19 protein-coding genes are annotated in these 20,208 nt (G+C 61.9%); 12 read left to right on the top strand and 7 right to left on the bottom strand.

All coding sequences use genetic code 11. The features are described 5' to 3' along the window. Positions 1–37: 37 nt before the first annotated feature. Together KHO23_RS18880 and metF are read left to right on the top strand one after the other, a co-directional pair. A complete protein-coding gene (locus tag KHO23_RS18880; RefSeq protein WP_028198543.1) occupies positions 38–391 on the top strand; it encodes a phage holin family protein in 354 nt (117 codons plus the stop codon). 11 nt (positions 392–402) lie between these two features. Beyond that, positions 403–1,233: a methylenetetrahydrofolate reductase [NAD(P)H] gene (metF, locus tag KHO23_RS18875; protein WP_211612743.1), complete on the top strand. Its 831-nt coding sequence runs from the start codon at positions 403–405 to the stop codon at positions 1,231–1,233. Positions 1,234–1,290: 57 nt separating this feature from the next. On the opposite strand, the gene KHO23_RS18870 is transcribed toward metF, so the two are convergent. Continuing rightward, positions 1,291–1,923 carry a class I SAM-dependent methyltransferase gene (locus KHO23_RS18870; protein ID WP_211612742.1) on the bottom strand — a complete coding sequence of 211 codons (633 nt, stop codon included), beginning with the start codon at positions 1,921–1,923 and terminating at the stop codon, positions 1,291–1,293. 196 nt (positions 1,924–2,119) lie between these two features. On the opposite strand from KHO23_RS18870, the gene KHO23_RS18865 reads away from it, so the two are divergent. From KHO23_RS18865 to KHO23_RS18825, 9 genes are all read left to right on the top strand, one after another. Beyond that, positions 2,120–3,763: an ABC transporter substrate-binding protein gene (locus KHO23_RS18865; protein WP_211612741.1), complete on the top strand. Its 1,644-nt coding sequence runs from the start codon at positions 2,120–2,122 to the stop codon at positions 3,761–3,763. Positions 3,764–3,968: 205 nt separating this feature from the next. Continuing rightward, positions 3,969–5,597, top strand: a complete 1,629-nt coding sequence (locus KHO23_RS18860; RefSeq protein ID WP_211612740.1) for an ABC transporter substrate-binding protein — start codon at positions 3,969–3,971, stop codon at positions 5,595–5,597. A gap of 132 nt (positions 5,598–5,729) precedes the next feature. Continuing rightward, entirely contained in the window at positions 5,730–6,740 is a 1,011-nt protein-coding gene (locus KHO23_RS18855; RefSeq protein ID WP_211612739.1) for an ABC transporter permease subunit, read from the top strand. Positions 6,741–6,747: 7 nt separating this feature from the next. Then, entirely contained in the window at positions 6,748–7,665 is a 918-nt protein-coding gene (locus KHO23_RS18850; RefSeq protein WP_211612738.1) for an ABC transporter permease subunit, read from the top strand. A gap of 1 nt (position 7,666) precedes the next feature. Beyond that, on the top strand, positions 7,667–8,671 hold the full coding sequence (locus tag KHO23_RS18845) for an ABC transporter ATP-binding protein (protein WP_211612737.1): 1,005 nt from the start codon (positions 7,667–7,669) through the stop codon (positions 8,669–8,671). Further along, positions 8,668–9,687: a peptide ABC transporter ATP-binding protein gene (locus KHO23_RS18840; protein ID WP_211612736.1), complete on the top strand. Its 1,020-nt coding sequence runs from the start codon at positions 8,668–8,670 to the stop codon at positions 9,685–9,687. Before KHO23_RS18845 ends, KHO23_RS18840 begins: the two co-directional genes overlap by 4 nt. Further along, on the top strand, positions 9,680–10,831 hold the full coding sequence (locus KHO23_RS18835) for a TraB/GumN family protein (RefSeq protein ID WP_211612735.1): 1,152 nt from the start codon (positions 9,680–9,682) through the stop codon (positions 10,829–10,831). The genes KHO23_RS18840 and KHO23_RS18835 overlap by 8 nt, the downstream gene beginning before the upstream one ends. 201 nt (positions 10,832–11,032) lie before the next feature. Continuing rightward, a complete protein-coding gene (locus KHO23_RS18830) occupies positions 11,033–11,311 on the top strand; it encodes a BrnT family toxin (RefSeq protein ID WP_236066918.1) in 279 nt (92 codons plus the stop codon). Between the two features lie 18 nt (positions 11,312–11,329). After that, a complete protein-coding gene (locus KHO23_RS18825) occupies positions 11,330–11,620 on the top strand; it encodes a BrnA antitoxin family protein (protein ID WP_236066917.1) in 291 nt (96 codons plus the stop codon). An 86-nt stretch (positions 11,621–11,706) separates the two neighbouring features. Here the strand turns inward: KHO23_RS18825 and KHO23_RS18820 are convergent, their stop codons facing one another. Next, a complete protein-coding gene (locus tag KHO23_RS18820; RefSeq protein ID WP_211612733.1) occupies positions 11,707–13,512 on the bottom strand; it encodes a tetratricopeptide repeat protein in 1,806 nt (601 codons plus the stop codon). Positions 13,513–13,886: 374 nt separating this feature from the next. Here KHO23_RS18820 and KHO23_RS18815 point away from each other — a divergent pair, with 374 nt between their 5' ends. Then, entirely contained in the window at positions 13,887–15,491 is a 1,605-nt protein-coding gene (locus KHO23_RS18815; protein ID WP_236066916.1) for a tetratricopeptide repeat protein, read from the top strand. A 119-nt stretch (positions 15,492–15,610) separates the two neighbouring features. Here the strand turns inward: KHO23_RS18815 and KHO23_RS18810 are convergent, their stop codons facing one another. From KHO23_RS18810 to pxpB, 5 genes are all read right to left on the bottom strand, one after another. Further along, positions 15,611–16,567 (bottom strand): DUF979 domain-containing protein, encoded by a 957-nt coding sequence (locus tag KHO23_RS18810; protein WP_211612732.1) that lies wholly within the window; start codon positions 16,565–16,567, stop codon positions 15,611–15,613. After that, positions 16,564–17,313, bottom strand: a complete 750-nt coding sequence (locus KHO23_RS18805; protein WP_211612731.1) for a DUF969 domain-containing protein — start codon at positions 17,311–17,313, stop codon at positions 16,564–16,566. Before KHO23_RS18805 ends, KHO23_RS18810 begins: the two co-directional genes overlap by 4 nt. Positions 17,314–17,590: 277 nt before the next feature. Then, a complete protein-coding gene (pxpA, locus tag KHO23_RS18800; protein WP_211612730.1) occupies positions 17,591–18,343 on the bottom strand; it encodes a 5-oxoprolinase subunit PxpA in 753 nt (250 codons plus the stop codon). 108 nt (positions 18,344–18,451) lie between these two features. Further along, positions 18,452–19,504 (bottom strand): 5-oxoprolinase subunit C family protein, encoded by a 1,053-nt coding sequence (locus tag KHO23_RS18795; RefSeq protein WP_211612729.1) that lies wholly within the window; start codon positions 19,502–19,504, stop codon positions 18,452–18,454. After that, entirely contained in the window at positions 19,501–20,154 is a 654-nt protein-coding gene (gene pxpB, locus KHO23_RS18790; RefSeq protein WP_211612728.1) for a 5-oxoprolinase subunit PxpB, read from the bottom strand. The genes KHO23_RS18795 and pxpB overlap by 4 nt, the downstream gene beginning before the upstream one ends. Positions 20,155–20,208 lie beyond the last annotated feature (54 nt).

The raw sequence follows: 20,208 nt of genomic DNA, 5'->3' as shown, positions 1-20,208 counted from the left end.
CCGTTCAACCGGACATCCTGCCTTAAAGGAGCTCTACATGACCGTGCTGCTGACCTGGCTGATCAACGCGCTTGCGCTTCTGATCATCACCTACCTCGTACCGTCGATTCATATCCGCAGTTTTGGCACCGCCTTGATCGTCGCGGTGGTGCTCGGGTTGATCAACACGATTCTGCGACCGGTGCTGATCCTGCTGACGCTGCCCGTCACGATCGTCACGCTCGGACTTTTCATTCTGGTGGTCAATGCGCTGTGCTTCTGGCTGTGCGCGTCGCTGCTGAAGGGATTCGAAGTGTCGGGTTTCTGGTCGGCGTTCTTCGGCTCGATTCTGTACAGCATCGTTTCGTGGCTGCTGTCCGCGCTTATTTTCGGCAACCGCAGTATCGGTTGATCTACTGAATCATGAACCCGATCGAACTTTCATTCGAATTCTTCCCGCCGAAAACGCAGGAAGGCGTCGACAAGCTGCGCGCCACCCGCGCGCAGCTCGCGCAGCTCAAGCCCAAGTTCGTGTCCGTCACGTTCGGCGCCGGCGGCTCGACGCAACAGGGCACGCTCGATACCGTCGTCGAAATGGCGAAGGAAGGACTTGAAGCGGCGCCGCACGTGTCGTGCATCGGCTCGTCGAAAGAGAGCCTGCGTGCGATCCTCAACCAGTACCGTGCGCATGGCATCCGCCATATCGTCGCATTGCGCGGCGATCTGCCGTCCGGCATGGGCGAAGTCGGCGAACTGCGCTATGCGTCGGAACTGGTGAGCTTTATCCGCGCCGAGTTCGGCGACTGGTTCTGGATCGAGGTGGCCGGCTACCCGGAGTACCACCCGCAATCGCGCTCGCCGCGTCACGATCTGGAAAACTTCGCCCACAAGGTGAAGGCCGGCGCCAATTCAGCGATCACACAGTATTTCTTCAACGCGGACGCGTACTTCCGTTTCGTCGACGACGCGAGGAAGCTCGGTGTCGACGTACCCATCGTGCCGGGCATCATGCCGATCACGAACTTCTCGCAACTGATGCGTTTCTCGGAGATGTGCGGCGCGGAAGTGCCGCGCTGGGTCGCGCGCCGTCTGGAAAGCTTCGGCGACGACCGTGAGTCGATTCGCGCGTTCGGGCTGGATGTGGTGACGGACCTGTGCCGGCGTCTCACCGACGCGAAGGTGCCGGGGCTGCACTTCTACACGTTGAATGGCGCAGCGGCGACCAAGGCGATCTGCGAGCGGTTGGGCGCTTAGTGTACTTTTGAGGTTCGCACGGCTGTTGCGGCCACGCGAACCTTGCTGCAACAGCTTCTAATCAGACAGCTTCTGCACGTATAACTGATACAGCGGTGCGGACAGAACTTGCAGCTTGCGGAAATTCAGATTGACGAACGCGTCGATCGCCGGCTTCGGGCAACGCAACGGATCCTTCCCGGATGCCGGATCTTCGCACCAAAGATAGTCGTCAAACGCAATCACGCCGCCCGTCCTGAGCAGTTTGAACCCGAGCACGGCATCGCATAGGACGTCAGGCGCCTGGTGCGAGCCGTCGATGTACACAAAGTCGAAATACCCTTTCTTGCCGTCGCTGATCATGCGCGCGAGGCAGTCGTCCGAAAACCCTTTGTGAACCACGATTTCGGCCCGTCCAGGATGCCGCCCGGCGGCCAGTTCGACATTGTGACGAAAGCGTGCCTCCACAGCGGTCATGTCGGTCTGAGCCACACCGCCCGCCTGGTGCTCTATGCCGCCCTCCCACGTGTCGACGCAATGCAGTTCGATCGGACGCTGTTGCGCCAGACTCTCGATCAGATAGCACGCGCTTGCGCCTTCATAAGAGCCGATCTCGATGATTTTTGTTGGGTTGAACTGCGGAAGCAACTGGTCCCAGACGTCTCTTGCTGTTTGATTGAACCAGCTGTTCGTGAATTGAAACGGAGTCATAGAAATACTAGGGGTTTACCCAAATTGGTCAAATTGGCGTCAACATTTCTGCCAAAACACACAGCATAAGTGTCCTGCGACAGCAAACTGTTGGGAAACGTCAGTTCGCCAAGCGATGGTTAGCCCTTCTTGAAGGCCGTTTTTGCGCTGTCTATGATCGAAGCGCAGCTGACGTGGCTGCTGTGCGGAGAACGAGATGACAGTATCCCGATTGCTGTTCGCAGTTCGCCATACCTGCCTTCCAGTCTTGGGCGCTCTTGCAGTTCTGGCTGCCGCCTTCGCGCCCGCCGCAGCCGGCGCGGCCACCTTGCCTGACAAAACCCTCGTGTTCTGTTCCGAAGGCAGCCCCGCGGGTTTCGACACCGCGCAGTACACCACCAGCGTCGAATTCAGCGCCGGCTCGTACACGGTCTATAACCGGCTTGTCGAGTTCGCCCACGGCAGCACCGATATCGAACCCGGCCTCGCTGAGAAATGGGACGTGTCGCAGGACGGCCTGACCTACACGTTCTATTTGCGGCACGGCGTGAAGTTTCAGACCACGTCATTCTTCAAGCCGACGCGCGAATTCAATGCGGACGACGTCGTCTTCACCTATCAGCGGATGCTCGATCCGGATCAGCCGTTCCACAAGGCTTATCCGGTGCCGTTCCCGTACTTCAGCGATCTGGGCCTCGCGAAAAATATTGTGAAGGTCGAGAAGGTTGATCCGTACACGGTGCGTTTTACGCTGAAGGAAGTGGATGCGCCGTTTTTGCAGCAGATCGCGATGCCGTTTGCCTCGGTTTTGTCGGCCGAATACGCCGATCAGTTATTGAAAGCGGGTAAAGCGTCCGATATCAATCAATATCCGGTCGGCACCGGCCCGTTCATTTTTCGCAGCTATACGAAGGACGATACGATTCGCTTCGACGGTAATCCAGATTACTGGAAACCGGGCGTCGTTAAAGTCAGCAAGCTGATATTCGCGATTACGGTCGATCCGGCGGTGCGGCTCCAGAAATTAAAGCGCGGTGAATGCCAGGTGATGGCGTATCCGCGTCCCGCTGATATTCCGGGAGTCAAAGCCGAAGCGTCGCTCGCCATGCCGCATCAGGTCGGTTTCAATCTCGGATTTATTGCCTACAACACGACCAAGAAGCCGCTCGATAATGTGCTGGTACGCCGCGCGCTCGATATGTCGATCAATAAGAAAGCGATTATCGAATCGGTGTATCAGGGTGCCGGCCAGGCCGCGACCAATCCCATGCCGCCAACGCAATGGGGCTATGACAAGAGCCTGAAAGACGCCCCGTACGACGTCGACAAAGCCAAAGCGCTGCTCAAGCAGGCGGGCTATCCCGACGGCTTCGACCTGACGCTGTGGGCGATGCCGGTCCAGCGACCCTATAACCCTAACGCGCGCCTGATGGCGGAAATGCTGCAAGCCGATTGGGCGAAGATCGGCGTCAAGGTGAAGATCGCAACCTACGAATGGGGTGAGTACATCCGCCGCGGCCATTCAGGCGAGCACGAAGCAATGCTGATCGGCTGGACCGGCGATTATGGCGATCCGGATAACTGGCTTGGCGTATTGCTGGGTTGCGACGCGGTAAATGGCAGTAATTTTTCCAAATGGTGCTACAAGCCCTACGACGATTTGATTAAGAAAGGCCGCAGCACGACCGATCTGGCCGAGCGCACCAAGGCTTATACAGAAGCCCAGGAAATCTTCAAAGACCAGGTTCCGTTTACGCCGATCGCCCACTCCACGGTCTACCAGCCGATCAGCAAGGATGTCACGGGCTTCAAGATCGACCCGTTCGGCCCAACGCAATTCATGAACGTCGGTTTGAAATAAACGCCAGCAACCACTCGCGGGCCGCTTTTTGCGCAGCCCGCCATCTGGCGCCGCACGCTCCGGCCAGCGCCGGCGTGCGGTCGCCCTTATGCCTCATTGGTTTCCGATCGTCAACGGGGGTATTTTCCTCCGCTTGTTGCCGCTGCCCAAGCTCAAGTAATATCGCGCTACGCCGGCGGGAGCCGGCCCCGATCCTGGAGGAAACATGAAGCAAAACAATCTGTTGCGCGCCGCGCGTGTTACGACGCTCGTCGCAGCTGCAGCGGCATCGATGGTGGGCGCAAGTGTCGCGCGCGCTGAGATTCCGAATAAAACCCTGGTTTACTGCTCAGAAGGCAGTCCTGCGGGTTTCGATCCGGCCCAATACACCACGGGCACCGATTTCACGGCTAATACGTTCACCGTCTACAACCGCCTCGTCGAATTCGAGCGCGGCGGTACCAAGGTCGAGCCGGGCCTCGCCGAAAAGTGGGATGTCTCCGCGGACGGCAAGACCTACACGTTCCATCTGCGTCATGGCGTGAAGTTCCAGACCACGTCGTTCTTCAAGCCGACGCGCGAATTCAATGCGGATGACGTCGTGTTCACGTTCCAGCGCATGCTGGACCCGAACTCGGCATTCCATAAGGCCTACCCGGTCCAGTTCCCGTACTTCACGGACATGGGCCTCGACAAGCTGATCACCAGCGTGGAAAAGGTCGACCCGTACACGGTCAAATTCACGCTGAAGGAAGTCAACGCACCGTTCATCCAGAATCTGGCGATGGAATACGCGTCGATCCTGTCGGGTGAATACGGCGACCAGTTGATGAAAGCCGGCAAGGCTGCCGACATCAACCAGTTCCCGGTCGGCACGGGCCCGTTCATTTTCCGCAGCTACACGAAAGACGCGACGATCCGCTTTGACGGCAATCCGGATTACTGGAAGCCGAACGCGGTCAAGATCTCGAAGCTGATCTTCTCGATCACGCCGGACGCCGGTGTGCGCGTGCAGAAGATCAAGCGCGACGAATGCCAGGTGATGAGCTATCCGCGTCCGGCCGACATCGCGCCGCTGAAGGCTGAAGCGAACATCGCGATGCCGTCGCAGCCGGGTTTCAACCTCGGCTACCTCGCGTACAACGTGACGCACAAGCCGGTCGACAAGGTCGAAGTGCGTCAGGCGCTCGACATGGCGATCAACAAGAAGGCGATCATCGAGTCGGTGTATCAAGGCGCAGGCCAGGCCGCGACGAACCCGATGCCGCCGACCCAATGGTCGTATGACAAGAACCTGAAGGGCGCATCCTTCGACACGGACAAGGCCAAGGCGCTGCTGGCGAAGGCCGGCTACCCGAACGGCTTCGATATCACGCTGTGGGCAATGCCGGTGCAACGCGCGTACAACCCGAACGCCCGTCTGATGGCGGAAATGATCCAGGCCGACTGGGCCAAGATCGGTGTGAAGGCGAAGATCGTGACGTATGAATGGGGCGAGTACATCAAGCGCGCTCACGCGGGTGAAGACGACACGATGCTGATCGGCTGGACCGGCGACAACGGCGATCCGGACAACTGGCTCGGCACGCTCCTCGGCTGCGAAGCGATCAACGGCAACAACTTCTCGAAGTGGTGCTACAAGCCGTTCGACGATCTGATCCAGAAGGGTCGCGTCACGTCCGATCAGGGCGCACGCACGACGGCATACATGCAAGCTCAGCAGATCTTCGCTCAGCAACTGCCGTTCTCGTCGATCGCTCACTCGACCGTGTACCAGCCTGTCAGCAAGAAGGTGGTCGACATGCGTATCGAGCCGCTCGGTTATGCGCGTTTCGACGGCGTCAGCGTCAAGTAAAAGTAATACAGTCAAGCTTACGCAGTAGCTTTTCGCACGGTTAGAAAACTGGTCGAAATGGTCCGGCGGCCGGGGTCACAAGCCCTCGTCGCCGGTTGCGTTTTTTCTTCACCAAGACCATAGGGACGAACCATGTTCCGCTTTGTTTTGCGCCGCATCGGCATGGTGATACCGACGTTTATCGGCATCACGATCCTCGCGTTTGCGCTGATTCACCTGATACCGGGCGACCCCATCGAAGTGATGATGGGCGAGCGCGGCGTCGATCCCGCCATGCATGCCGCCGCGATGCATCGCCTTGGGCTCGACGAGTCCTTGCCGATGCAATACGTCCACTACATTGGGCGCGCCGTGCACGGCGACCTCGGCACCTCGATCATCACCAATACCAGCGTGATGGGCGAATTCCTCGCACGCTTTCCCGCTACCGTTGAACTGGGGTTCTGCGCGATGCTGTTCGCGCTGATCGTCGGCTTGCCGGCGGGCGTGTTCGCGGCCCTCCGGCGCGGCACGGTGGTCGATCACGGCGTGATGGGCACGGCGTTGACCGGCTACTCGATGCCGATCTTCTGGTGGGGCTTGATCCTCATCATGGTGTTTTCCGTCAAGCTCGGCTGGACGCCGGTGTCGGGCCGCATCGCGGTCGAATATGACATTCCGCACGTGACCGGCTTCATGCTGATCGACGCGATGATGTCCACCGACGAAGGCGCGTTCAAATCCGCGCTCAGCCATCTGATCCTGCCGGCCATTGTGCTCGGCACGATTCCGCTGGCGGTCGTCGCGCGTATGACGCGTTCGTCGATGCTCGAAGTATTGCGCGAGGATTACATCCGCACGGCGCGTGCGAAGGGCTTGTCGCCCGCGAGAGTGATCGTCGTGCACGCGTTGCGTAACGCGCTGATTCCGGTCGTGACTGTGATCGGCTTGCAGGTCGGCACGCTGCTCGCGGGCGCGGTGCTGACCGAGACGCTGTTTTCGTGGCCGGGTATCGGCAAGTGGCTGATCGACGCGATCGGCCGGCGCGATTATCCGGTGGTGCAGGGCGGTATCCTGATGATCGCTACGTTGGTGATCGTTGTGAATCTCGTCGTCGATCTGTTGTACGGCGTGCTGAATCCGCGCATTCGCCATACGAGGTAACCTGATCATGGCAGACATTCAAAATACCGTCCCCCAGGCGGTCACTCCCCCGAGTGGCCGCGCAATAGCCGCCCGCGAATTCTGGGCGAATTTCTCGCGCAATCGTGGCGCGGTCGGTGCCGGCATCATTGTGCTGGTGTTGATCTTCATCGCGATCTTCGCGCCGTTGATTGCGCCGCACAGCCCGATCGAGCAGTATCGCGACTCGGTCAAGATCCCGCCCGCATGGCTCGACGGCGGCAACTGGAAGTTCATTCTCGGCACCGACGAAGCGGGCCGCGACATCCTCTCGCGTTTGATGTACGGCGCGCGGCTGTCGTTCTGGATCGGCTTCGTTTCGGTCGTGCTGGCGCTGATTCCGGGCATCGTGCTCGGCCTGATCGCGGCGTTCTTCGAGAAGTGGGCCGATACGCCGATCATGCGCATCATGGACGTGCTGCTCGCGTTGCCCTCGCTGCTGCTCGCAGTCGCGGTGGTCGCGATCATCGGTCCGGGCCTCGTCAATACGATGCTGGCGATTGCGATTGTCGCGTTGCCGGGTTATGTGCGGTTGACGCGTGCTTCGGCACAAGGCGAATTGCAGAAGGAATATGTGACGGCGTCACGCGTTGCCGGTGCGAGCACGCTGCGTTTGATGTTCTCGCAAGTGCTGCCGAACTGCACGGCACCGTTGATCGTGCAGGCTACGCTGGGTTTTTCGTCGGCGATTCTCGACGCCGCGGCGCTCGGCTTCCTCGGGCTGGGCGTGCAACCGCCGTCGGCAGAGTGGGGCGCGATGCTGGCCTCGGCGCGCGACTATATCGACAGCGCATGGTGGATCGTCACGATGCCGGGTCTCTCCATCCTGATCTCGGTGCTCGGGATCAATCTGCTCGGCGACGGGCTGCGCGACGCACTCGATCCCAAACTGAAACGGATGGCCTGATATGGATAAGTTATTGACCATCCGCAATCTCGCGGTGGACTTCAACGGCCTGCCCGCTGTCGATCGGATTAACCTCGACGTCGCGCCGGGCGAAGTGATCGGCGTAGTCGGCGAATCGGGTTCGGGCAAGAGCGTGACGATGATGGCGCTGATGGGCCTGATCGACGCGCCAGGTAAAGTCACCGCGGATGAGATCACCTTCAACGGCAAGGATTTGCTGAAGGCATCGGCCAGAGAGCGCCGCAAGATCATCGGCAAAGACATTGCGATGGTGTTCCAGGACGCGCTCACCAGTCTGAATCCGAGCTACACGGTCGGCTATCAGATCAAGGAAGTGCTGAAGCTGCATGAAGGCTTGCGCGGCAGCGCGTTGGACAAACGTGCGCTGGAATTGCTCGACCAGGTCGGCATTCCGGACCCCAAAGGCCGCATCGGCTCGTTCCCGCATCAGATGTCCGGCGGCATGAACCAGCGCGTGATGATCGCCATGGCGATCGCCTGCAACCCGAAGCTGCTGATCGCCGACGAGCCGACCACCGCGCTCGACGTCACGATCCAGGCGCAGATCATGGAGCTGCTGATCAAGCTGCAGAAGGAACGCGGCATGGCGCTCGTGCTGATCTCGCACGATCTGGCGGTGGTGTCCGAGGTCGCGCAGCGCGTCGCGGTCATGTACGCTGGCGAAGTGATTGAAACCAATCGCGTGCCGGATATTTTCGCCGCGCCGCATCATCCGTATACGGAAGCGTTGCTGGCGGCGATTCCCGAGCACAATGTCGGCGCGGTGCGGCTCGCTGCACTGCCGGGCATGGTGCCGGGGCGCGACGACCGTCCTAAAGGCTGTCTCTTCGCACCGCGCTGCAAGTACGTGGTCGACGACTGCATGAAGGCGCGGCCCGCGCTGGCGCAGATGCCAGACCACGCTGAAGTGGCGCGCGTGCGCTGCATCAAACCCCTGAACCTGAGCGGCGACGCCAACGTTCACACCCATGGAGGCGCACGATGAACGCAGTATTCGAACCGCGGCGCCAGTCGGACCATGCGGGCGATCACGTGCTGGTTGCCGACAAGCTTGCGCGTTACTACACGGTGAAGCGCGGCATGTTCAGCCAGGGCACCGTCAAGGCGTTGAACGGCGTGTCGTTTGCGCTCGAACGCGGCAAGACGCTCGCGGTGGTCGGTGAATCCGGTTGCGGAAAATCCACCCTCGCGCGGCAATTGACCATGATCGAAGCGCCCAGCGCGGGCCGCTTGTTGATCGACGGTGAAGACGTGGCAGGCGCCGATCACGCGAAGATCGCCGCACTGCGGCGGCGCGTGCAGATGGTGTTTCAGAATCCGTTTGCTTCGCTGAATCCGCGTAAGACCGTCGAGCAGACGCTTGGCGAACCGCTCGCGATCAACACGCAACTGAGCGCGACCGAGCGCGCCGACCGGATCGCGCAGATGATGCGCACTGTGGGCCTGCGCCCGGAGCATGCAAAGCGCTATCCGCATATGTTCTCGGGCGGTCAGCGTCAGCGTGTGGCGATTGCGCGCGCAATGATCCTCGATCCGCAGATCGTGGTCGCCGATGAACCGGTGTCCGCGCTCGACGTGTCGATTCAGGCGCAGATTCTCAATCTGTTCATGGATCTGCAGGAGCAGTTCAAGACCAGCTACGTGTTCATCTCGCACAATCTGTCGGTAGTGGAGCACATCGCCGACGATGTGATGGTGATGTACTTCGGCGGCGTGGCGGAACTCGGCGACAAGAAGCGGATTTTCTCGAATCCGCGTCATCCGTACACGCGCGCGTTGATGTCGGCCACGCCTTCGATCTTCGAAGCGGATCGCACCATCAAGATCAAGCTGCAAGGCGAAATGCCGTCGCCGCTGCATCCACCGTCGGGCTGCACGTTCCATCAGCGCTGCCCGTACGCGATCGACCGGTGCCGCAGCGAAGAACCGAAGTTGCGTGAAGTGGATGGCCGTCAGGTGTCGTGTCACCGCGCCGAGGAGGTGGGGGACGTGGATGCCTGATGCAGTGGCGGCGCGTCGTCTTACGCGCCGCTCGCGTGATGGCGGCTGCCACGCTGCTTTTGCGCGGCGCTGGGGAGCGCGCGCACTGACTGGTGCCGTGCTCCTCGGCGTTTGTTCTGTTTTTCACCCGGGCGCGGGGCTGATCGGCGTCGCTTATGCCGCCGGGGCGGCTGCCAATGCGCCTGCTCAGGCGGGGCGGCCGGCGCTGCCGGTGCCCAATCTGCCGGCACCGCCACGCGCCACCTTGCCGGGCTTCAATCCGCCGCCCGCCACGCCGGGCACCATGGCGAGCGGCCCGGTGCGCATGCAACCGGCGCGCATGCCGTTCTATGTCGCGACGCGCGGCACTACGACTATCTATGTGCTCGGCACGTTGCACGTTGGGGACCCCGCCGACTATCCTCCCGGGCAGCCGTTCCGCGCGCCGATCCTCGGCGCGCTCGTGGCTTCGCCGACGCTGGCGCTCGAACTCTCGCCCGACGAACTGCTGGTCTCGCAAGACGATGTGTCGAAGTACGGCGTCTGCCGGCGTGACTGTCTGCCGGGCCTGCTGCCCGAGCCGTTGTGGCACAAGCTGGACTTACGCCTGCGTGGCAATCCCGCGGCGCTGGATGAGATCAAGAAGATGCGGCCGTGGCTCGCGTCTCTCGTGGTCGAAACCTACGATTCGTTGAGTGCCGGCTTGCAGACCGAGTACGGCACGGAAGCGCAATTGCAGAACGTGTACATCAGGACGCGCGGCAAGATCGTTGGTCTCGAGACCTTGCCGCAGCAGATGCGCGCGTTCACCGGACTCACGCTTGCGCAGCAACGCGAAATGCTCGCACAAGACCTGGTGCAGACGCCCGCGGAAAACGTCGACGATGTGAAGGCGCTGCATCGGCTGTGGCGAGTGGGGGATGCCGATGCGATCGCGGCCTGGCAAACCGCGAAGTCCGAAAAACTGGCGCGCGACAAGCGCATCTCCGATCAGATCGACAACAAGATCGTGTACGAGCGCAACCGCCGCTTCGTGTCACGGATGCTGCTGATCGCCGGGCCGAACAAGCCGGTGTTCGTGGCGATCGGCGCATTGCATCTGGGCGGCCGCAAGGGTGTGCTGCAGCTTTTGCGCCAGCACGGGTTCGTGGTGGATGCGGGGTGAGATTCGTCCCAGCCTTGCGTGAGACACGCACGGAGTGGCCGGCCACAGTCCGAACCGGGGTAGGCCGTCCGGCCAGAATAGGAACCGGTATTTGAACAACCAGTCCGACGTTGACGTGCGCCGCAAACTGCTCGCGGCTCACGCGGACATAGCTACTCATGCGTGCTATGATGTATGTACAGACGTCAATACAGGTGCTGTGTGCGGTTTGAATGGGACGAAGTCAAGAATCAAATCAACATTCATAAACATGGCATCGACTTCAGAGATGCCGTCGACGTGTTCGATCATCCGGTGCTGACGGCGATAGATCAGCGGGAAGACTACGGTGAAGATCGCTGGGTCGCGCTAGGCTGGATGGCCGCCATCGTAGGCGTGGTGGTGTACGTTGAACGCAGTGCGGATGTGATCCGTATCATCTCGGCCCGCAAGGCGACTAGGCATGAGGTGAAACGCTACAAGTACAGCGTGTGGAATTGACTGGCACCGTGGGTGGCGTTGGAATGGCTGAAAACGAGCAGAGGCGAAATTATGGGTAAAACATCAGGAACCGACTGGAAGCGGCTTGCAAAGGCCGGCGACGCGCAAATCGACACAAGCGACGTGCCTGAATTGGGCGACGATTTTTTTGACCGGGCTGAGTTGCACGTTCCGCCGAAGCAGGCTGTAACGATGCGCCTGGATGCGGACGTGCTGGAGTGGTTCAAAGGGCAGGGGGCGGGCTATCAGACGCGCATCAACAAATTGTTGCGCGCCTACATGCTGGCGCAGCAGCGTCGTCGTTCCTAAGGCGCGGCGCTGCGGCGTTCTGTCTGCGCATGAATGGGTTGAAAAGGCGCTGCGCAAGAACGCCTGAATTCTGCACAGCGAAGACTTTATAGACTGCCGTCGCGTAGTTCGTCCGACACACGTTTGACCACCGGCGCCCAATCGCCCAACGCGGTCTGCCGGAACAATTTCATCGACGGATACCACGGCGAATCGCTGCGCGCTTCGAGCCAGCGCCAGTCGGAGTTCGCGGGCAGCAAGACCCACACCGGCTTGCCGAGCGCGGCGGCCAGATGCGCCACGCCGGTGTCCACGGCAATCACCAGATCGAGATTCATGATGAGCGCGGCCGTGTCGTCGAAGTTGTGCAGATCGGCGGTGAAATCGTGGGCGCGGAACGCTTCGGGCGCATCAGCCAACTGAGCGTGCGCCGGGCCCTTCTGCAGCGCGTACCACGCGACGTCTTTCGACTCGCTTAGCGTGCTCAGGTCGGCCAATGTCATCGAGCGATAACGGTCATTGCCAAACGTCGGGCTGCCGGACCACACGAGACCCACTTTGCATTTTGCTTTGCCGGCTGCGTCCACCCGCTTGCGCCACGTCTTGACCTTTGCCTTGTCGGCGAACATATACGGCACCTCCGCGGGAATGGTCGACAGGTCGGTGCTGAGGCACGACGGCACGCTCATCATTGGCACCCAGAAATCGTACTGGCTGTCAGGCGTGCCACCGAACGCGCGATGCACGCCCGGAATGCGCCCGACCAGCGGCAGCAGCGGTTCGCGTACACAGATATCGACAGTGGCGCCGAGTTGCTCGAGCACACGTGCGTAGCGCAGAAACTGGAAGTGGTCGCCGAAACCCTGTTCGCCGACCAGCAACAGTCGGCGCCCGTCGAGCGGCTCGCCTTGCCACTCGGCAACATCCGGCACGGCGATCGCCTCGTAGTCGCTCCTGCGCCAGCGCTTCGCAAATTCCGCCCAGCCCTGTTTGAAATCGCCGCGTTTGAGCAACAGCCATGCGAGGTTTTGATGCGCGTCCGCGTAGTTGGCGTCGAGTGTTAGTGCCTGGCGATAGAAACCTTCCTCTTCATCCAGACGGCCTTGCGCGCCGAGCGATCCACCGAGGCAAACCAGATTCGTCGGGTTCGGCTTGAGTGCGACCGCACGGCGATACTGCGCTTCGGCGCCCGCGTAGTCGCCACGCTTGCCGATCAGGCTGCCCAGGTTGATGTGCGCCTCCGCATAATCGCCGTGCAGTGCCAGAGCCTGTTCGAAACTGGCGATGGCCGCAGCGTGATCGCCCTGCGCATTGTGTGCATTACCCGCGTTGAAATGCGCCGCCGCCGATTGCGGATCGAGCGACAGCGCTGTCTGATAGCAGGCCAGTGCGTCGTGGTGGCGACCGAGCTTGCTCAGCGCGGTGCCGAGGTTCAGATACCCGTCGGCCATCGACGGATTCGCTATCAAAGCCAACTGGTATTGCCCGATCGCCTCTTCGAGCGCGCCTTGCGCTTGCAGCGCGACGCCGAAGTTGTTGCGCGCGTCGGCGAAATCCGGCTGCAACTGCAACGCCTGGTCGTAGCAGATCATCGCTTCTTCGCGATGGCCGAGCGCCGCCGCGACGAGGCCGCGATTGCTCCAGCAGGCGGCGTCAGTACGATCGAGTTTGAGCGATTCGCTCATCAACTCGGCGGCGTAGACATGGTCGCCGCGCTGGTGTTGCAGCACGCCGAAGTAATGCAGCGCTTTGGCATGCACGGGATCGAGCGCGAGGGCTTCGCGGTAGAACGGCTCGGCGGCATCGAGGCGGCCGGCCTGGTGTGCTTCGAGCGCGGCGTCGATCAGCGAGGTGAGATAAGCGGAGGGCGGCGTGCCGGCGTTTGCGGCGTCAGGGTGGGATTGATGTTCCATGAGGGACCTGCTGGAAGGCGCTGGCGGCGCGTTGCGCGCCGGCGCATGTGGATGGGAAACCATCCACCAGCTTATGTTCCAGCCGTTTTGCTGACGATCGGACGCATCTTAAATTGGCTAATTCATTTTGGTCCGGGCGGAACCGCCTGCCTGATTCGCGAACCTCGCGCCTGTGCAATCCCGCTTGTCTCCCGCCGGGCGTTTCGGAGTGGTCCTAGAGACCGGCCGCCACGCGGCACCCACAATTGAAGCCCCGATTCAACTCGGGCATCCCCGTTGCATCCCGCGCAGCATCTATCTCTGACTCAGGTCAGAAATCGCCGATTCGACGTCAACCGCCGTGGTCGCCGGATTGGCCACCCAACGTACACCCAATGTACACCCTCCCGCCCGCCATGCTAATCCCCTTCTCCTTGACGCCCGACGAGATTACAACTTTGTACAACGAGGCCGATCAAGCTCGTCGAGCAGGCAATGTTGACCTGGCGAAGCGACTCCTGGACCGAATCCTTGCGCGAGATCCGCAGCATGTTCGAGCCCTGTACTCATACGGCGTGTTGGCGTTCGAGTCGACGCAGTTGGAGTCGGCTCAAAGCTGGATCGAGCGCGCGATCGAGGCCCAACCCGATCCGACCTCATACAATTTGCTGTGCTTTATTCAGATCAGATTGGGTGCCACCGCAAACGCCATACAAACGGCCCAACGGGGCCTTGCGCTTCAACCCGACTTACCGTCGCTCAATTACTTTCTGGCGCTGGCGTTGCAGATACAGGGACACTACGAAGACGCAGCGCATTCCTACCGCAGGGTGCTCGAACTCGAACCGGACCATCAACTGGTACACAAGAGGCTGGGCGATGTCGTCAAGAATCTCGGTGCCCTCGGGGATGCCGAGCGACATCTCCGGCGCGCCATTACACTCGATCCGACTTCTCTCGGCGTTCGCGTCAGTCTTGGCACCGTCTTGCTGGCCGCGGGCAAATATGAGGAAGCGTGGCCTTTGTTCGAAGATCGCTGGGTCAACATGGTCGATGAACAAGGACGTTCCACACCGGAACCTCCGGACGTTCCGCTGCCGCAATGGAGGGGCGAAAATCCGGGGGCCACACGTCGCGCGGAGGGCATGCCGGTTCGTGCCCCGCGCTTGCTGGTTTTTCATGAGCAGGGTTTTGGTGACAGCCTGCAGTTCGTGCGCTATCTGCCATTGGCGCTCAACCATTTTTCGCAGGTCGGCTACATCTGTCCGCGGCCCTTGAAGCGTCTTTACGAGCAGTCGTTCGGCCAGCGCTGGCCTGGCGTCGTGGTGCTCGACAATGTCGAGCCCAATTTTGAAGAGTGGGACTGGTATTGCCCTCTGATGTCGCTGCCCATGGCGTTCGGTACGCGGTTGGAAAACGTTCCAGCCTTCACCTATCTGTATGCCGATCCCGGGCGTGCTGCCTGGTGGCATGCCCGACTGGCTGCGTTGCCGAACCCCGGTCTGCCGCGCGTAGGCGTGGTGTGGGCCGGAGGCCATTCGAATTCCAGCGAGGACAAAGTGCGCAGCATCAGGTCTGCGCAATTTGCGCCGCTCCTCGCCATGCCACACATACGCTGGATCAGTCTGCAAAAGACTGACGATCCGGCGAAGCTTCCCGAGCCGGCAATGGAAGCCTGTTTGACAAGCTGGATGGACGACATTGATGACTTTGCGGAAACCGCCGCGCTAATCGCGAACCTTGACCTGGTCATCTCAGTCGATACCTCGGTCGCGCATCTGGCCGCCGCGATGGGCAAGCCGGTTTGGCTTCTCAATCGCTTTGCGGGTTGCTGGCGCTGGTTGCGCGATCGGGAGGATAGCCCCTGGTATTCGAGCGTGCGACTTTTCAATCAGCCGCAGCAAGGAGGCTGGGACGTCGTGCTCGAGCAGGTCGCTGCGGCCTTGCAGCAAACCTTCCGGCCACATGGCGCGCGGGATGATCCACGCAGCCTCCCTTAGCAGATGAAACTCGTGCCTTAATCCGGTCCGTCGTTGCGCACAGGCGCACACCGCCGCTTCAGCCCACACATCCGGACGCGTTATCTGTCCATGCAAGCCGAAGCGGTGAGCCAAGATTCCTATAAGAACATCAGGAAATTCAGCAGGAAAATATTCACGACCAGCAAGGTCAGCGCGGTGGGCACCTGCACCTTGATCACCGCGTTCTTATCCGGCAATTCCAGCAGTGCCGCCGGCACCATGTTGAAGTTCGCGGCCATCGGTGTCATCAGCGTGCCGCAGTAGCCCGAGAACATGCCGATCGCAACCATCACCGCCGGGTTGCCGTGAAACACGCCGACCAGAATCGGCACACCGACACCGCCCGTCATCACCGGAAATGCGGCGAATCCGTTGCCCATCACCATCGTAAAGAGCGCCATGCCGATGCAGTACACGGCCACTGCGACAAACCGGTAGTCGAGGCTGATGTAGGCCGTGGTGACGTGGGCGACCGCCTTGCCTACGCCGGCGTCTGAGAACACGAGGCCGAGCATGCCGAGCATCTGCGGCAGCACCGCCGCCCATGACAACGCATCGACGAGGCGACGCGTCTCTTTCATCGACTGGCCGACCGTGTCGCGCGTCAGCACGCAGGCAATCGCCAGTGCGATCACGCAGCCGATACCGAAGCCGATCAGCGTGACGTTAGCCTTCTCGATCAACGGCATGCCGCCGAAGATCAGATGACTGGCCGACAACGTAATCAGCACGGTAACGACCGGAATCGTCAGCGCAGGCACAAACAGTTTGTTGCCGAGCCGTGCGGCGCTAGCCTTGCGTGCTTCGAGCGACAGCAGCTTCGGCTTGGCCGCGGTCACGCCGCCAAAACCCGCGATCAGCGCCATCACGATCACCAGCACGCCGACCACCGAGGGCGGCAGCTTGTCGCCGATCAGGAAGATCAGTGCATAAAGAATCCAGAAGCCGCCGGCGGTGAAGCGGCGCGGGTGCTCCTTGTCCGTGGCGATCATGCCGCCGACGACCAGCAGCACCACGCCCAGCAGCCAGAACAGATAGGTAATCGTGAGCGTCATGCTTTGTCTCCTGCGGCGGGTTGCGTCGGCGAAACGGAGGCGCTGCTCGCTGCGGCGTTGCCGCGCAGTTCTCGTTCGAGCCTGCGGTCGAGCAGATAAAGGCGGAAGCCGTGAACGACGAACGCGCAGATCGCGGTGGGAATACCCCAGACGGCCACGTGAATCGGCTCGACGACGATACCGGCTTCTTTCAGGAAGGTAGTCATCAGCACAATTGCGCCGAACGCGACGAAGATGTCTTCACCGAAGAACAGGCCGACGTTGTCGGTTGCCGCAGAGAAGGCGCGCAGCTTGAAGCGAACCGCGTCGCTGATCTTGCCGAAGCGCGTTTCAGTCGCGCCTTCGGCCATCGGTGCGATCAGTGGACGCACCATCTGCGGATGGCCGCCGAGACCGGTCAGACCGACCGCGGCGGTCAGCTCGCGCACCAGCAGGTAGACGATCAGCAAACGCCCCGCGGTCGCGGCCTTGATGCCGCCGATCCACGCCTGGGCGCGCTCGCGCAGGCCATGCCGTTCCAGCAGGCCGATCACGGCCAGCGGCAGCAGAATGATCAGCGGAATATTGCGGGTCTTGATGAAGCCGGTGCCGATTTCGGCGAGGATTTTTTCAGGCGGGAAGTGCGCGGCCAGACCCGTGATGATCGCGGCAGCGGCCACGATTAACATCGGATTGAACCGTAATAAAAAGCCAACGATGATGACGGCCACGCCAATGAGCGGCCATAGACTGACGGTTGTCTGCATGTGGATCTCCAAACAGGGTTTCAACCTCGCCGCTTGTGGCGGCTAACGTGGGCCGGCGCTGGGGAACCCGCGCCGTCTTGCTGCCACGGCTCTTGCTGGCCGCGTTGCTTCGACTACACCTGCACCTGCTGCTTGTCCGCCGTACCACTGCGGGTACGGTGGGTACGGCAATACGTGCTGCACCTGGCAAACGCCCCGCAAGGAGCGGGGCGTTCTGGGTTCGGGGTTGGGCAACGGTTGAATCGCGCTGTCCGGCTCGCGTGGGTCGACGCGCGGATCAGACGCTCGCGGCGCCGGCCGCGTGAACTTCAATGCCTGCTTCCTGCAGCGCGCTGCGGATGCGCCGTGCGAACGCCAGCGCGTGCGGGCCGTCGCCGTGCAGGCAGATGGTTTGCGCATTGAGCGGCACCCAGTGTCCGTCCACGGACCGCACGCGGCGCTCGCGCACCATGGCGAGCGTGCGTTCGAGCACCTCGTCTTCGTCGTCGAGCAGCGCGCCGGGCTCCTTGCGCGGCACCAGCGAGCCGTCGGCGCGATAGCCGCGGTCGGCGAATACTTCTTCGATGGCGATCAGACCCGCCTCGCGCGCGGCTGTCACGAGTCCGCTGTTGGCGAGCGCGAACACCGCGACCGACGGGTCGAAATCATGGACCGCCGAGACGATCGCGTCGGCGATCTTCGCGTCGCGCGCGGCCTGGTTGTAGAGCGCACCGTGCGGCTTGACGTGCGCGATGCGTCCTCCCTCGGCCTGCGCGATCGCCGACAATGCGCCGAGCTGATACAGCACGCCCGCATAGATTTCGTTGGCCGGCAGATCCATTTCCTTGCGGCCAAAATTCTCAGGATCGTTAAAGCTTGGATGTGCGCCGATCGACACGCCTTTTTGCACAGCCCATCGCACGCAATCACGCATGGCGTTGGCGCCGCCCGCGTGCCAGCCGCACGCGATGTTGGCCGAACTGACGAGGTCGAGCAGCGCCTCGTCGGAGCCGCAGCCTTCGCCGAGGTCGGCGTTCAAATCGATTTCCATGGTGTTCCTCTGCTCTCAAGAAAACGCCCGGCCGCCCCAGGTTTTCCGCTCCGCAGGAAGTCCCCTCGGGGGCCTGGTGCGAAGCGCCTGGTTTGGGGGCGCTCGTTATTACAGCGCCGCGGCCGCCGGCTGGCGCGCGCAGCGTTCTTCGTGCATGGCAATCGCGGCGTCGATCTGCCGCAAATACGTGCGTTCTTCCAGTAAAGCCTGACGGGCCTCAAAGGGCGTCGTCGGGATGAAACGAATGGCGGCGTTCAGGCGAACCTGCGCGAGCTTCCAGAGATCGGCCTGGATCACGGCGCCGATTTTCGGATAGCCGCCGGTGGTCTGCGCATCGCTCATCAGCACGATCGGCTGGCCGCTCGGCGGAACCTGGATCGTGCCGGGCAACACGGCGTGCGAGAGCAGATCGTTTTTCTGGGTGCGCTTCAGTTCCGCGCCGGCGAGGCGGTAGCCCATGCGGTTGCTGTTCGGCGTCACGAGCCATTCATCGGACCAGAACGATTCGTGCGCTTCTGCAGTGAAGCTGTCGTATTCAGGGCCTTGCAGCACGCGGATCGGCACCGCCCACGGCACGCCGGACGGATGCCGGCCGCGCCGCAGCGGCTCGTGAACCAGCACGAACTTGCACCAGGCGGGCGCCTTCACGCCGAACTCAGGCGCTTCGGGGGTAAAGCCGAGGTGGCCGCGTTGTGGCGGCGCGCCGACGGGCAGTCGATCGCCATCGTGTAGCGCCCGGCCGCCGAGGCCGCCGAAATGGCCGGCGAGATCGGTGCTGCGCGAGCCGAGCATCGGCAAGACGTCGATGCCGCCGGCGATGCAGACATAGCCGCGCATGCCGCGTTTGGCGGCTTGCAGAACCAGTTCCTGGCCCGCCTGCACCGGCAGGCTCCACCACGAATAGACCGGCTTGCCGTCGAGCGTCGCGCCGAATTCGGTGCCGGTGATGGCCACGCGTGTGGCGCGCAGGAAGCGCAGCACCGTCGGGCCGAAGGTAATTTCCAGGCCGGCCGCATCGGGCCGGTTGCCGACCAGCCGGTTGCCGACTTCGAGCGACAGACGGTCGAGCGCGCCACCCATCGCGACGCCGAGGTGCCGGTAGCCGTGACGGCCGAGATCCTGAATCGTAGTCAGAAGACCCGCGCGAATCACATCGATCATGCCTGTATCCCCGCGACGGTAAAGCGCACCCGGTCGCCCGGTTGCAACAGCGTGGGCGGGCGCCGGGCCGGATCGAACAGCGGCAGGTCGGTGCGGCCGATCAATTGCCAGCCGCCGGGAGAGGTCGCCGGATAAATGCCGGTCTGCTCACCGCCGATGCCGACCGAACCGGCCGGCACTTCCAGCCGCGGCGACGAACGGCGCGGCGTATGCAGGGCTTTGTCGAGCCCGCCCATATAGGCGAAGCCCGGCTGGAAGCCGAGAAAAAACACCACGTACTCGCCTTCCGTATGACGCTGCACGACCTCGCGCACGCTCAGACCGGTGTGATTGGCGACTGTTTGCAGATCGGGCCCGAACTCGCCGCCGTATTGCACCGGGATGTCGACTTCGCGGCCGGTTGCGGGCGTGTCGCTCACCGCGTTCCAGGCCGCTCGCAAGCGGCTCACCAGCGCTTCGCGATCGGCTTCGAGCGAATCGAATACGAGCGTGAGATTGTTCATGCCCGGTACGACCTCCAGCACATGCGGCCAGTCGCGTGCGGCCTCGGCGGCGGCCCACACGCGCCGCTGGCATTCCAGCGTGGCAGGCGGTGGCGCCTCACAGACTAGGGCGGCATCGCCGAGCGGAAAGATTCGTGGTTGGCTCATCGCTTAATGGCCCAGTCGAGTCGGAAATGTCGAGCATATCGGACCCTATGGATA

This window comes from Paraburkholderia haematera, from assembly GCF_905220975.1.
Taxonomy (GTDB): Bacteria; Pseudomonadota; Gammaproteobacteria; order Burkholderiales; family Burkholderiaceae; genus Paraburkholderia; species Paraburkholderia haematera.
This window is presented reverse-complemented; position numbering and strand designations above follow the sequence as displayed.

What these genes read in the sequence shown, in the direction of transcription:
- KHO23_RS18880 (WP_028198543.1), top strand. Translation starts at nt 38, where the DNA reads ATGACCGTGCTGCTGACCTGGCTGATCAACGCGCTTGCGCTTCTGATC.
- metF (WP_211612743.1), top strand. Translation starts at nt 403, where the DNA reads ATGAACCCGATCGAACTTTCATTCGAATTCTTCCCGCCGAAAACGCAG.
- KHO23_RS18870 (WP_211612742.1), bottom strand. Translation starts at nt 1,923, where the DNA reads ATGACTCCGTTTCAATTCACGAACAGCTGGTTCAATCAAACAGCAAGA.
- KHO23_RS18865 (WP_211612741.1), top strand. Translation starts at nt 2,120, where the DNA reads ATGACAGTATCCCGATTGCTGTTCGCAGTTCGCCATACCTGCCTTCCA.
- KHO23_RS18860 (WP_211612740.1), top strand. Translation starts at nt 3,969, where the DNA reads ATGAAGCAAAACAATCTGTTGCGCGCCGCGCGTGTTACGACGCTCGTC.
- KHO23_RS18855 (WP_211612739.1), top strand. Translation starts at nt 5,730, where the DNA reads ATGTTCCGCTTTGTTTTGCGCCGCATCGGCATGGTGATACCGACGTTT.
- KHO23_RS18850 (WP_211612738.1), top strand. Translation starts at nt 6,748, where the DNA reads ATGGCAGACATTCAAAATACCGTCCCCCAGGCGGTCACTCCCCCGAGT.
- KHO23_RS18845 (WP_211612737.1), top strand. Translation starts at nt 7,667, where the DNA reads ATGGATAAGTTATTGACCATCCGCAATCTCGCGGTGGACTTCAACGGC.
- KHO23_RS18840 (WP_211612736.1), top strand. Translation starts at nt 8,668, where the DNA reads ATGAACGCAGTATTCGAACCGCGGCGCCAGTCGGACCATGCGGGCGAT.
- KHO23_RS18835 (WP_211612735.1), top strand. Translation starts at nt 9,680, where the DNA reads ATGCCTGATGCAGTGGCGGCGCGTCGTCTTACGCGCCGCTCGCGTGAT.
- KHO23_RS18820 (WP_211612733.1), bottom strand. Translation starts at nt 13,512, where the DNA reads ATGGAACATCAATCCCACCCTGACGCCGCAAACGCCGGCACGCCGCCC.
- KHO23_RS18815 (WP_236066916.1), top strand. Translation starts at nt 13,887, where the DNA reads ATGTACACCCTCCCGCCCGCCATGCTAATCCCCTTCTCCTTGACGCCC.
- KHO23_RS18810 (WP_211612732.1), bottom strand. Translation starts at nt 16,567, where the DNA reads ATGACGCTCACGATTACCTATCTGTTCTGGCTGCTGGGCGTGGTGCTG.
- KHO23_RS18805 (WP_211612731.1), bottom strand. Translation starts at nt 17,313, where the DNA reads ATGCAGACAACCGTCAGTCTATGGCCGCTCATTGGCGTGGCCGTCATC.
- pxpA (WP_211612730.1), bottom strand. Translation starts at nt 18,343, where the DNA reads ATGGAAATCGATTTGAACGCCGACCTCGGCGAAGGCTGCGGCTCCGAC.
- KHO23_RS18795 (WP_211612729.1), bottom strand. Translation starts at nt 19,504, where the DNA reads ATGATCGATGTGATTCGCGCGGGTCTTCTGACTACGATTCAGGATCTC.
- pxpB (WP_211612728.1), bottom strand. Translation starts at nt 20,154, where the DNA reads ATGAGCCAACCACGAATCTTTCCGCTCGGCGATGCCGCCCTAGTCTGT.